This window comes from Rothia sp. HMSC073B08, assembly GCF_001812975.1.
Lineage (GTDB): Bacteria > Actinomycetota > Actinomycetes > Actinomycetales > Micrococcaceae > Rothia > Rothia mucilaginosa.
This window is the reverse complement of the sequence record NZ_KV811062.1, coordinates 151,599-164,346: the sequence shown is the minus strand read 5'-3', so window position 1 is coordinate 164,346 and position 12,748 is coordinate 151,599. Positions and strand designations below refer to the sequence as shown.

7 protein-coding genes are annotated in these 12,748 nt (G+C 64.1%); 4 read left to right on the top strand and 3 right to left on the bottom strand.

What is annotated here, in order from left to right; all coding sequences use genetic code 11:
- Window positions 1-17 precede the first annotated feature (17 nt).
- Genes HMPREF2884_RS04475 through HMPREF2884_RS04465 form a run of 3 tightly spaced genes read right to left on the bottom strand, consistent with a single transcriptional unit; the run spans window position 18 to window position 5,382 of the window.
- Complete coding sequence (locus HMPREF2884_RS04475; protein WP_070615958.1) at window positions 18-1,244, bottom strand: NAD-dependent epimerase/dehydratase family protein; 1,227 nt, start codon at window positions 1,242-1,244, stop codon at window positions 18-20.
- A gap of 33 nt (window positions 1,245-1,277) precedes the next feature.
- A complete protein-coding gene (locus tag HMPREF2884_RS04470; protein ID WP_070615955.1) occupies window positions 1,278-4,274 on the bottom strand; it encodes an alpha/beta fold hydrolase in 2,997 nt (998 codons plus the stop codon).
- A 55-nt stretch (window positions 4,275-4,329) separates the two neighbouring features.
- Window positions 4,330-5,382 (bottom strand): 3-oxoacyl-ACP synthase III, encoded by a 1,053-nt coding sequence (locus tag HMPREF2884_RS04465; RefSeq protein ID WP_070615953.1) that lies wholly within the window; start codon window positions 5,380-5,382, stop codon window positions 4,330-4,332.
- 324 nt (window positions 5,383-5,706) lie between these two features.
- Here HMPREF2884_RS04465 and HMPREF2884_RS04460 point away from each other — a divergent pair, with 324 nt between their 5' ends.
- The 4 genes from HMPREF2884_RS04460 (at window position 5,707) to lgt (ending at window position 12,540) form a co-directional block, all read left to right on the top strand.
- Window positions 5,707-9,021, top strand: a complete 3,315-nt coding sequence (locus tag HMPREF2884_RS04460; RefSeq protein WP_070616002.1) for a chromosome segregation SMC family protein — start codon at window positions 5,707-5,709, stop codon at window positions 9,019-9,021.
- Between the two features lie 326 nt (window positions 9,022-9,347).
- Window positions 9,348-10,682 (top strand): tryptophan synthase subunit beta, encoded by a 1,335-nt coding sequence (gene trpB, locus HMPREF2884_RS04455; RefSeq protein WP_070615949.1) that lies wholly within the window; start codon window positions 9,348-9,350, stop codon window positions 10,680-10,682.
- The gene (gene trpA / locus HMPREF2884_RS04450; protein ID WP_049327777.1) at window positions 10,682-11,536 is read left to right on the top strand and encodes a tryptophan synthase subunit alpha; all 855 of its coding nucleotides are present in this window, start codon (window positions 10,682-10,684) and stop codon (window positions 11,534-11,536) included. The genes trpB and trpA overlap by 1 nt, the downstream gene beginning before the upstream one ends.
- Window positions 11,536-12,540: a prolipoprotein diacylglyceryl transferase gene (gene lgt, locus HMPREF2884_RS04445; protein WP_070615948.1), complete on the top strand. Its 1,005-nt coding sequence runs from the start codon at window positions 11,536-11,538 to the stop codon at window positions 12,538-12,540. The genes trpA and lgt overlap by 1 nt, the downstream gene beginning before the upstream one ends.
- Window positions 12,541-12,748: the final 208 nt, after the last annotated feature.

The following is a 12,748-nucleotide window of genomic DNA, read 5'->3' as shown; positions in this document are numbered from 1 at the left end:
GTACCTATCGCCTGCACCTAGCGGCTGTACCTGTCCCCGTAGAACAAGCCCAGACGCTCGTAGCCTTCCTCAATCGACACGGCGGGCTCCCACTGCAGAAGCTCGCGGGTGCGGCGCTGATCAAACCAGTGCGCGGTCGACAGCTGCTCGGCGAGGAACTCCGTCATCGGCGGCTCATCACCGGCGGTCACGTTCTTCGGCAGACGCTCCCAGACGCGCTCAATGACCTTACCCGCCAGGGCCGCAACCTTCGCCGGAACCGAGAAACGCGGGGCGGGAACGCCCACCGCCTCACAGAAACCACCCAGTAGCTCAGCGATAGTGCGCGGTTGGCCGTTCGTCACCACCAGCGCCCGGCCCGCAAAAGCGTCGAGGCGCTGATAGCCGCGCACCACGGCGTCCGCGGCGTTATCAATGTAGAGCGTATCAATCAGACCCGTACCGCCAGAGAGCAGCGGCAGACGGCCCGCGGCGGAACGCTCCAGAATACGCTCGACCAGCTGGGTATCGCCCGGACCCCACATCAGGTGAGGACGCAACGCACCCACGCGCAAAACCCCGCCACCGGGCAGGGCAGTGCCGTTCGCCTCCAGGGCAAGAAGCTCAGCGGCAGCCTTCGAACGCGCATAGTTACCGCGCGCATGCTCCGGGGACGCCACTCCGGCACCGTCACCCACAATCGCCGCGCCGGCATGAGCCACCGACGGCGACGAAATGTACAGGAACGAACCCACCGAATGGTTCAGCGCCGCCTGCAACAGGGTGCGGGTGCCCTCAATGTTGATGCGCTCATAGTCAGCCCACTCGCCGCTAACCGAAACCTTCGCCGCAGCATGCACCACGCCGTTCACGCCGGTCATCGCCAGATCCACAGCCTGCGCGTTCGTAATATCGCCGCGCACCTGCTCAAAACGCGGGCGAATCGAATCGGGCAGAAGCGCCGCAATACCCGAATCACCACGCTGAAAAACGCGCACATCATAACCGGCACGCAGCAACGCCAGCACGCTCTCACGACCCAGCAGGCCGCTCGCGCCGGTAAAGAGGATGCGCTCGCCAATACGCGGCGCGAAATCGGGCTCCTCAACCGGGCGCAGCGAACGCGGGGCGGGGTCGGTGTAGCGTGCCGCCAGCGGCTGCGCAGGCTTGCGGAACCGAGCCGTCGGGGAAGTCACCGCATGCGCAGTCGACAGGCGGGGTGAGGGCTCATGGGAAGAGGACTCACGCGAAGAATGAGGGGACATCATACTCCTTAGACTTAGGGATCCGGCAGGCGCTTACGCCCCCGCAAGGACCTTCGACGCCCACTCACCCAGGGCGGGGCGGTCAATCTTCGAATTATGGCGAATATCTGTCGGATGCTCGTGCACCACCAGCACCGCGGCAAGCTCCACGCCGGTATCCTCGGCAACCTTCTGGCGCACCAGCTGCGAGAGCTCGAAAGGCGCCACGCCCTCCGCAATGGGGAAGCGGCGAGCGCCGGGCACGCGATCGAGCAGGGCACGCTTGAGGCCCGATGCCGACTGGCGCGCCTCCAGAGCGGCAGTATTCGCGGACGCCTCAATGACCAGCACCGGGGCGGCAGTACCGGCGGGGCCCACCGCGACCAGGGCGGCGCGGCGCACCTCGGGCAGGGACTCGGCGGACTGCTCAGCCGCAACCGGGGTCAGCACGCCCTGCGAAGTCAGTAGCACGTGCGCGAGGCGACCCTCAACCCACAGGCGACCCGAAGCATCCAGGTGCCCGACGTCACCGGTATGATGCCAACCCGGAGTGCTGATGGACTGCTCCTCAGTCACCCACAGGGTGTCGTAGCGGTCCTTCACGTGCGGCGCCGACACTAGAATCTCACCGGTCACACCCGGCTCATGGGTCAGCTCATCCGCCACCGAACCGTCCTGCAACAGCGGCGCAATAGCCACCGCCGCACCGTACACCGCGAAACCAACGCACACGCCGTCACGGGCGAACGGGTCAAGCACCTCACCGGCAGCATTCGGGGTGCCCTCAGCAATCGCCTGGCGAATCATCTCGAAAGACACATCGGTCACCGGCAGACCCTCGGTCATGCCGTACGGGGTGTGCAGGGATGCGTTCGGCACCAGGGCGGAGAGCGCCTCCAGCAGCGGCACGGGAATCGGCGCGCCAGCGCTCAGCACAGTCTGAACCTTGGCCAACGCCGCACGCTGCTCGCCGCTCAGCTCGTCGGCGGTCGCCACCACATTCACCAGGGCGGCGGGGGAAGCAAACACGACCGACGCATCAATAGCTGCCGCAGCCGACGCCAATGCCGAAGCCGTCAGAGTCTTCGGGCGGGTCACATCCATCGTCGGGGTCACGCTGGTAGCACCCAGCGCCGGACCCAACAGCGCAAACGGCGCGAAGCCAGCCACCAGGCCGCTACCGGGCGCAAAACCGTACGTATTCGCAATGGCATCGCGCATACCCGCCAGCTGACGCTGCGTGTACACCACACCCTTAGCCGGGCCGGTCGAACCGGAGGTGTACAGCACCGCCGCATCAGCATCCGGCACGGGGGAGGGGAACTCCACCACGGTCGGGGTGGGCACCGGCGCACCCGGAGTACCGTCAGCGGCGGGCGCGGTAAACACCGAACCGGCAACGCCCAACAGCTTCTCCTGCACCGAACCCAGCGGCTCCACAGAAATACGCACACCCGGCCACAGCAGGGTACGGGCGGCACTGAGCGCGGCGGGAATACCCACCAGGAAGCTCGGGTTAGCGCCCTTCAACGCGCGAGTCAGACCCGGAATACCCAGACCGGTATCAGCCACAACAATGACAGCGCCCAGCTTCATGCAGGCGTAAATCAGGGTGGTCAGGCGGGCACCCGGAGGCACCATCAGATTCACGCGGTCGCCCGGACGCACACCCAGGGCGTGCAGGCGGGTCGCGGCGGCGTTGACCTGCTGGTTCAGCTCAGCCCAGGTCAGGGTCATGCTCACGGTGGTGCCGTCGCCCTTGGGGTCCATGTCCACCACGGCGGTGGAGGCGTCATTGGCGCGTTCGGTGAGGGCTGCGAGCATGGGGCGGAACGCCGCGGGAACAGCGCCCTCAGCGGTAGCGCCCTCGCCGGCAGTAAGACCGTGGCGGCGCGCGCGGGCGGCACGATGCTCCGCCTCCGCATTACGCGCCGGAACCAGCATGCCGTCCTCCAGCGTGCCGAAAGTCTGCGCAAGCCACGAAATCATGGGGGAGGCAATATCGTAATCCTCAATGACCAGGTGCGAGGCCTTCTCGTAGCGGTGCACCTTCGCCTGCGGCATGCGCTCCATCAGGTCGAACAGGTAGCGGCGCTGGAACACCGGGTCCTTCGTACCCCACTGGAAGAAGGCGGGCACGTCCAGGCCACGGATCTGCTCGGCAATACGCTGCATCGGCGTATAAGAAGGAATATCGGTGCCGGTCGGAATATCGCCCACAAAATTACGCACACCCTCACGCCACGCTGAATGAGCGTACGGCGCACGGTAGGTGCGGTAAATCGCCTCGTTCAGAGGGCTCGGGTACAGGCGCTTGGGCTGCTGACCCACCGGCTGCGGCAGGGCACCATCAAGCGCCCCGGCACCGGCAGAACCCGGTGCGGGCAGGCGGCCTTCATTCTGAGCCAGACCCAGGGTCACATCAATAAACGCGGTCGAATCGTGAGTACCCCATTCGTGCACACCCAACGCCAGGCGCAGGGCGGCAGGGATATTCTCAATGCCGTCATGGTAGACCGCGGTGTTCGTCAGCATCACGCCCGAAAGAATCTCACGATGCTCCAACGCCCAACCAAAGGACACCAGCCCACCCCAGTCATGGGCGAGGGTCACGAGCGGCTTATCGGTCTCATCCAGACCGAGCGCCTTCGTGAAATCACCCAGGTCAGCGATACGGTCGGTCAGGGTGCGGCGCTCACCCTCCAAATCCAGGTGGGTGCGCTCCGAATAACCCATATCAATCTGATCAACCGCAACCACACGCCACGGGGCGCGCTCATTCACGCCCGCATCCAGCACGGTACGCCACAGGTACGACCAGGTCGGGTTACCGTGCACGCACAGGATCGTGCCAATCGGCTCCAAACCCTGTTCGACCAGCACCGGAAGGTTATCCAGGTAGTGCCAGCGGCGCGCGCCAGCCTGCTGCGCCCGCTGCTCAATGGGGGCGGAGGTGGGCACCTCCAGAAGGTGGGAGTAGCGCGGGTTCACGCCCGCCCATTCCTCCGGGTTATACGGGGGCTGAGCCTTAGGGAAGTTCAAATGGCGCATGCTGGGAATCCTTCCGGATCGAATCGGTGAATGTCTAGCGCAAATAGCTAACGGGTTACCACTGAATCTCAAGCAGGGCAGTGTTCAGGCCAGAACCCACACCCATGCACAGAATACGGTCGCCCTCCGTGTAGGTCGGCGCGCACTCGGCGAGAGTCATCGGCAGAGCCGCCGCAGCCACATTGCCCCACTTCGGGAAAGTCAGGGGGATACGCTCACGCTTAATGCCGACCGCCTCAATAATGGCGTTCGTGTGGGCGTTAGAAATCTGATGGGTCACGTAGGAGGTCATGTCGTTCCACTCCCAGCCGTCCTGATGCGCCTGCTCCCACGCCTGCGCCACCAGCTCCAGACCGTGCTTGAGCAGGCCCTCGGCGTCAGTGTTCATACCCTGATCCGCCTCGCCACCGATGCACAGATTACGGTGCTCAGTGCCCGCGCGGGACACCGAACCGATAATGCGGTGACCCTCCGGGTGACGGTCAGCGCGACCAATCACAGCCGCCGCCGCACCCGAACCGAGGGTCAGGGTCGCGAACTGAGCCAGCACATCCTCGCGGGTCGAATCGGGGTTGTTCAGGATGCGCACCGCGGTACGGTGCCACGGGGAGGGGTCCTCGCCAGCGACAATCAGGGCGTAGTCGATAGCGCCCGCATCAATCATGGTGGAGGCGACAGTCATCGCGTTCACAAAGCCCAGGCAGGCATTCGTAATATCGAAGTTCAGGGCGTGACGCGGTAGTTCCAGGCGGTCGTGCACACCCACCGAAACGGCGGGCTCAAAGTTATCGCGAGTTACCGAAGCGTTAATCAGCAGGCCAATCTGGGAACGGTCAATACCCGCCTGCTCGATAGCCTTCTCGGCTGCGGCAACAACGCCGTCCTCGAAGGTCTGGCCCTCAGCCCAGCCGCGGCGAGTGCTAATACCGGCTAGACGCTCCAGCAGGCCCTTCGGCATGCGCAGACGCTTATAGGTTTGGGCCAGCTGCTCATCGAAGTAGTCGCTCGTGACGACCTCCGGAGGCAGCTCATGGGTAATAGACAGCAGAGCTGCATTAGCGTGGCGAATGTCAGAGTTCGTGCCGACCTTATCGGCGGATGCATTCATCAATGGTGTGGCCCTTGAAAATAGAAGTCAGTGGGATACATAGAAAAACGCGGGGATGCGAACAGCGGCCCCGCAGAATTCGTGATGCTCATTCCAATCTACCGCACCGACCGGGCGAACCCGTATCCGTAGACCCAATATGAACGCGCCCGTTCACCCCGCGCGTAAGATGATGCAGAATGAGGAACTTTGAACCCTCTTCACCCCGTGCACGTTCACGCCGCCCGCCCGCCGCACCGCGTACACTAGAGGGATGCCGCCACGCACCACAGACTGTGCCCGGCACACACCAGTTCTTCTGCAGAAAGGCCCCTTGTGCACCTGATGTCGCTGACCCTGCGCGGGTTCAAGTCTTTCGCCTCCGCCACCACTTTTGAGTTCACCCCCGGCATTAATGCGGTGGTCGGACCGAATGGCTCCGGCAAGTCCAATGTGCTGGATGCGCTCGCCTGGGTTATGGGTGAGCAGGGCGCTAAGAGCCTGCGCGGCGGCAGCATGAAGGACGTTATCTTCGCGGGCTCCGGCGAGGTTGGTTCGGGTGACGGCGCCCAGCGTGCACCCCTGGGCCGCGCCAAAGTCACCCTGACTTTCGATAATTCTGATGGCACCCTCAGCATTCCCGCTGATCGGGTGCAGATTTCGCGCACCATGTTCCGCTCCGGCGGCAGCGAGTACGAGATTAACGGCTCCCCGGCGCGCCTTGCCGACATTCAGGACCTGCTCTCGGAGGCGGGTCTGGGCCAGCAGATGCACGTGCTCGTCGGCCAGGGTCAGCTGGATGCGGTCCTGCACGCCACCGCGCAGCAGCGCCGCGACATGATCGAGCAGGCGGCAGGCGTGGTCAAGTACCGCCGCCGCCAGGAGAAGACCAGCCGCAAGCTGGAGTCTGTGGCATCGAACGTTACCCGCCTGAGCGACCTGGTTGCCGAGCTGGATTCGCAGCTGCAGCCGCTGAGCGAGCAGGCAGAATCCGCCGCGACTGCACGCCAGCTACAGGCGCGCATCCGCCAGCTGGAGGCGGTTCTTTTGGCTCGTCAGCTGGGTGTTCTGCAGGCTGAGCAGGCGCAGGCGCTCGCCTCCGAGGCGGAAGGTACCCGCCGCGCCGAAACCCTGAAAGAACAACTGGAGGCGGCACGTACAGCGTCCGCGAAGCATCAGCAGGAGCAGAACCGCCTGAACGCCGAGGTCACCGCCTGCCAGAAGGCCGTGTCGACCCTGCGCGAGTCCGCTGCGCGCGTGCGCACCGTGCAGTCCATCGCCGCCGAGCGCGTGCGCACCTACCGCGTGGAACTGACCGAGGCGACCGCCGCCGCCCGCGCCGGATACGAACGCGCTCTGGAACTGCTGGAAGAACGCCGCGAAGAGGCAGAGCGCGCGGTGGAAAGCTACGCCAGCTTTGAGGAGCGCTACGATGCAGCGCTGAAGAACGTCGAGAAGGCAGCGTCCGAGGTGGCGCAGACTGAGCGCGCCTCGGGTGAAGCGGCGCAGTCTCGTGCCCGCGCGCAGGCCCGGCTGGATGCCGCCCGCGCCGCTGCGGTGGAGGCGACCCGCGCCTACGCGGCGGCGGCTGAGCGTGCCGCAACCCTGCGTGAGGCGCTGGGCCAGAGCCTGGGCGAAGCACCCGCCGAACTGGACGCTGAATCTGCAGAGGCGGTGTTCGACCCCGAGACCGGCGAGCTCATGGAGGCTCCCACCGAGGGCGCGAGCCTGCTGCGCGTGCTGGATGCCGTGCAGATTGACCCCGAGTATGCGCGTGCGGCGTCTGCTGCGCTGACCTCGCTGGCGACTGCGGCGTTGAGCGTGCCGGTTGAGGGCGCCGAGGTGTCGCAGCTGCGCGGTGATAGGGGTGATGAAAGCAGCGAATCTGCCGCGAAGGAACTTTCAACAGAACTGCCCGAAACCACCCTGCCCGAATCCTGCGCCGCCGAGCTGCGCGAGCTGGGTATCCGCCCCGCCACCGAGATGATTGAACCGCTCAGCGAGGATGCCGCCGCGCTCGCCGGTATCGACGAGCACGCCCTGGCGCGCGTCACCGCGGCGCTGGGTGAGCGCCTGGCGGGCGTACTGTTCGCGTCGGATGCCGCCTCCGCAGAGCAAGCCCTGCACCTGCTCGCAGAGAATACCCTCGCAGGTCAGCGCACTATGTGGCGTATTTTTGACCCCGCAGGCACCGAGCACACCCGCTACAGTCTGCTCTACCCGGCTGAGGGCGCCAGCCCCCTGGAACTTGCCGCCGCATACCGCGCCGCAGCCCAGGTCGTAACCCGCACCCGCGCCGAACTAGATGAAGCCGAACAGGCCGTTCAGCAGGCTCAGACCGCGGCAGAAGCGGCGGTCGAAGCAGAACGTGAGGCAGCTAAGGCGGCGGGCGTGGCGAGCGCCGAGCATGCCCGCGCCCGCGCCCAGGCGGAGTCCCTGGAAGCCTCCGCGCAGAACATTCAGAATGAGCGTGCCCGACTGAACGAGCGCCTCACCGCCGCGGAGGAATCCGTAGCCGAAGCGCGCACCGTCTACGAGTCGGCGCGCACCCGCGAGGATTCCTACCTGGCGGGCACGGGGGAGCAGGCTCCCGCGGCAAAGATTGAGCGCCGCGCCCAGCGTCTGGGCGAGGTGCTTGCCGAGCAGGTGAGCGAGCGTGAGCAGCAGCTGCACGAGCTGAGCGGCGCCCTGAAGAACGCCCAGGAGGGCCTGACCAGCACAAATGATGAGGTGCAGGATTTGCAGGCGGCGCACGCGGCGGCGCTGACCCTGCTGGCGCGCACCCAAACGGAGGCGGCGCGCGTGCAGGAGCGTGTGCAGGCGCTGGCTGAGCGTGCCCGCCTGGTGACAGGTTTGACCCTGGAGCAGCTGGAGGAGGAGTACTCCGAGCAGCTGCCGGTTGACGTGCCCGCAGATGAGGCTTCCGAAAATGCTGCCTCCGAAAACGACGCTCCCGAAAATGCTGCTGCCGAAACGGCATCAGAGACTACCGAAGCTTCCACCGAGAGCGTGCGCGCTCGCCTCAAGGCAACCCGCGCCGAATTGGAGGCGCTGGGCGCCATTAACCCGCTGGCGCTGGAGGAGTACGAGGCGCTGTCCGAACGCCACGCCTACCTGAACCAGCAGATTGAGGATTTGAAGGCGACCCGCCGCGACTTGAATACGGTCATGGACGAGGTCAGCAGCCACATTGCGGAGGTGTTCACCGCCGCGATGGAGGACATCAACACCCACTACCGCCGCATCTTTGAAACCCTGTTCCCGGGAGGCGAGGGCCACCTGGAGCTGGACGACCCCTCCGATCCGCTGAATTCGGGCGTGGAGATTCACGCACGCCCGGCGGGTAAGAAGGTTAAGCGCCTGTCGCTGCTGTCTGGCGGTGAGCGTTCGCTTGCTTCGCTGGCGCTGTTGATTGCGATTTATATGTCTCGCCCGTCGCCGTTCTACGCCCTCGATGAGGTTGAGGCGGCGCTGGATGACCGCAATCTGTCGCGCCTGCTGCAGGTGATTGGTGAGTTGGGGGAGCGTTCGCAGCTGATTGTGGTGACGCATCAGAAGCGCACGATGCAGATTGCGGAGACCCTGTACGGGGTGTCGATGCGCGGTGGTGTGTCGACGGTGCTTTCTCAGCAGATGGAGGAGTTGCGCGAGCTGCTGTAGCCCGCCGCGCTTGCCAGACCCTGCCCGACCCGGCCAGACCCAGCCGAGCGCCCCTGCCTCGCCGCTTCTTCCCAGCGTTTAAACCTTCCCATGCGAGCCGCCCATACCCGCGAGCACACCCACCCCGGCGAACGTCACATGTCCTAGGAATGGTCATGTGCACCCCGGGGTACAGGTCACCGCCTGTACCCGGGTACTATAGGGGGATATGTGCGAACACCGCCCGCCTATTCGCGGTTGGCGTGGTGTTTCGTTGTGATCAGGCCTGATGCCCCGCCCTACCCGCGGTGCGCATCCGGCGGCAACCATCCAGGGAAGGAATAGTGATGAGCGAGAACCTGGCAGATGCTTTCCTCAACGGCGAGTCGTTGAAGAATGCCCCCGGCCCCTATTTTGGTGAGTACGGCGGGCGGTGGATGCCCGAGTCGCTGATTGCCGCCATGGATGAGCTGGAGGCAACCTTTAACGAGGCGAAGAACGACCCCGAGTTCATTGCTGAGTTCCAGCGTCTTTCTGCTGAGTATTCGAACCGTCCGTCGCTGCTGACTGAGGTTCCGAAGTTCTCTGAGCATGCTGGTGCGCGTGTGTTCCTCAAGCGTGAGGACCTGAACCACACGGGTAGCCACAAGATTAATAACGTGATTGGTCAGGCTCTGCTGGCTAAGCGTATGGGTAAGACCCGTCTGATTGCTGAGACCGGTGCGGGTCAGCACGGTGTTGCGACTGCGACCGCGGCTGCGCTCTTCGGCATGGAGTGCGTGGTCTACATGGGCGAGGAAGACACTGAGCGTCAGTCGCTGAACGTGGCTCGTATGCAGCTGCTGGGCGCGAAGGTGATTGCGGTTCAGAACGGTTCCCGCACCCTCAAGGACGCCATTAATGAGGCGCTGCGCGACTGGGTTTCGAACGTTGAGAACACCCACTACCTGCTGGGTACCGCTGCGGGTGCGCACCCGTTCCCGGCGATGGTGCGTTTCTTCCACGACGCTATCGGTGAGGAGGCGCGCGAGCAGATTCTGGCTGAGACCGGCCGCCTGCCCGATGGTATTGCTGCCTGCGTGGGTGGCGGTTCGAACGCGATTGGTCTGTTCCACGCGTTCTTGGACGATTCTTCGGTTGAGATTTACGGTTTTGAGGCTGGCGGCGACGGCGTGGAGACCGGCCGCCACGCGGCGACCATTACTCTGGGCCGCCCGGGCATGCTGCACGGCGCGATGACCTACCTGATGCAGGATGAGGACGGCCAGACCATTGAGTCCCATTCGATTTCTGCTGGTCTGGATTACCCGGGTGTGGGTCCGGAGCACTCCTACCTGTCCGATATTGGTCGCGTGACCTACGAGCCGGTGACTGATACCGAGGCGATGGACGCTCTGCGTCTGCTCTGCCGCACCGAGGGTATTATCCCGGCGATTGAGTCCTCACACGCTCTGGCGGGCGCGTTGCGCGTGTGCCAACGTTGGGCTGCTGAGGATCCGGAGGCGGCACGCGAGAAGACGATGATTGTCTGCCTGTCGGGCCGCGGCGATAAGGACATGGAGACCGCACTGAAGTGGTTCGGCCTGGGTAAGGCGATTCCGTCCTCGACCCTGATGACCGGTAATAAGGAAGCTGCCGCATCCGCTACACAGAACGCACAGGCTGAAAGTGAGGCTAAGTAATGAGCTACCAGGACGCTATTTCTCAGTCGGCACCTTTTACGGTGCTGGATGGTTCTTTCCCCGCTCCGAATGCGCAGTCGCCTCTGGCGGCTCGTTTGGCTGAGTGCGAGAAGCAGGGCCGTGCGGCGCTGATTGGCTACCTGCCGGTGGGCTTCCCGACCCTGGACGAGTCGATTGACGCGGCGATTGCTCTGGGCAATAACGGCGCGGACATTATTGAGCTGGGCGTGCCTTATTCTGATCCGGTCATGGATGGCCCGGTGATTCAGAAGGCTACCGGCGTGGCGCTGGAGAACGGTTTCAAGCTTCCTCAGCTGTTTGAGGCGGTCCGCCGCATTACCGAGGCGACCGACGCGGTGGTTGTCGTGATGACGTACTGGAACCCGGTTCTGGCGTACGGTGTGAAGAATTTCGCGCGTGATTTGGCGGCTGCCGGCGGTGCGGGCATGATTACCCCGGACCTGGTGCCTGATGAGGCGTCGTCGTGGTTTGAAGCTTCTGATGAGTACGGTCTGGACCGTATTTTCTTGGCTGCTCTGTCTTCTTCGCCGGAGCGTCTGGCGACTATTGCGAAGGCGTCGAGCGGCTTCGTGTACGCCGTGTCGGTGATGGGCGTGACCGGTGCCCGCACCTCCGTGTCGGAGGCGGCTCGCACCCTGGTTGCGGACATTAAGGCTGCCGGTGCGCCTCGTGCGTGCGTGGGTCTGGGCGTTTCGACTCGTGCCCACGTTGAGGAGATCGGCGAGTATGCGGACGGCGTGATTGTCGGTACCGCACTGGTGAAGGCTTTGGCTTCTGGCGGTGTTGAGGCGGTGGCTAAGCTGACCCGTGAGCTGGCGGGGCGTGAAGGCTAATGTCTGATGTGCTGTCGCTGGCGAGCGTGCCGGTAGCTAACGTGCTGGCTTCGATTCCCTCTCCAAGCGTTTCGTACCTGCAGCTGGGCCCGTTCCGTGTGCATTTCTATGCCCTGTGTATTCTTGCGGGTATGGCGGTGTGCTTGTGGCTGGGTTCTCGCCGTTGGAAGGCGGCGGGTGGTACCCCTGAGCGCGTTTTTGACGTGGCGATGTGGGCTATTCCGGCGGGCATTATTGGTGCCCGCGCCTACCACGTGCTGATTACTGACCCGGGTAGCTATTTCGGTCCGAATGTTGCTGATCCGTGGGCTTTCCTGAAGATTTGGGAGGGCGGCATCGGCATTATGGGTGCCGTGTCGGTTGGCGCGTTGGGCGCCTGGTATGGTTGTCGCCGCTACGGCATGAATTTCCCGGCTTTTGCGGATGCGGTAGCGCCGGGTATTCTGCTGGCGCAGGCGTTTGGCCGCTGGGGTAACTGGTTCAACCAGGAGCTGTTCGGCAAGCCGACGACTCTGCCGTGGGGTCTGGAGATTAGCGCGTCGAGCGGTAATTTCCCCTCGCAGTATCCGGCCGGCACGCTGTTCCATCCGACGTTCCTGTACGAGTCGCTGTGGAACCTGCTGGGCGTGGCGTTGTTGCTGTGGCTGAGCCGTAAGGGCGTGCTGAAGCTGGGTCAGACCCTGTGGCTGTACGTGTTCTACTACGGCGTGGGTCGCCTCTTCATTGAGATGTTCTTGCGTATTGATACCTCGGAGATGCTCTGGGGCGTTCGTATTCACGTGTGGACTGCTCTGCTGCTGGTTCTGCTGGGTGCTGCTGGTTTTGTGGTGGCTGGTCGTCGTGCTGTGGCGAAGGCTGCTGCGGGTATTGAGCCGGCTCCTGCAGAGATTGCTCCGAAGCCTGCCGCAGATGAGCCTGCAGATGGCGCTGAAGAGAAGGCATCTGAGAAGGCAGAGCCCGCCGAGGATTCTGACTCTTCGGAGTCTTCGACGAAGGGCTCCTAGCTTTCATCTTCTAGCTCTATCTAAATTTCATAGAAAAACCGCCGGACGGGGGAGCGCCCCCCGTCCGGCGGTTTTTTGTGCCCGCTATTTGTGCTTGCTGTCTGTTTCTTGCTGGTGGATGTTCTCATGGTGGCACGTGCCGGTGCCCTGCGTGGATTTGGGCTGTTGAGAAGGCATAATAGAGGTATTGCGTGTGGCGGGTGCCCGC

Bases quoted from the DNA above. Each gene is read 5' to 3' on its own strand.
- HMPREF2884_RS04475 (WP_070615958.1), bottom strand. From the start codon at position 1,244: ATGTCCCCTCATTCTTCGCGTGAGTCCTCTTCCCATGAGCCCTCACCC.
- HMPREF2884_RS04470 (WP_070615955.1), bottom strand. From the start codon at position 4,274: ATGCGCCATTTGAACTTCCCTAAGGCTCAGCCCCCGTATAACCCGGAG.
- HMPREF2884_RS04465 (WP_070615953.1), bottom strand. From the start codon at position 5,382: ATGAATGCATCCGCCGATAAGGTCGGCACGAACTCTGACATTCGCCAC.
- HMPREF2884_RS04460 (WP_070616002.1), top strand. From the start codon at position 5,707: ATGTCGCTGACCCTGCGCGGGTTCAAGTCTTTCGCCTCCGCCACCACT.
- trpB (WP_070615949.1), top strand. From the start codon at position 9,348: ATGAGCGAGAACCTGGCAGATGCTTTCCTCAACGGCGAGTCGTTGAAG.
- trpA (WP_049327777.1), top strand. From the start codon at position 10,682: ATGAGCTACCAGGACGCTATTTCTCAGTCGGCACCTTTTACGGTGCTG.
- lgt (WP_070615948.1), top strand. From the start codon at position 11,536: ATGTCTGATGTGCTGTCGCTGGCGAGCGTGCCGGTAGCTAACGTGCTG.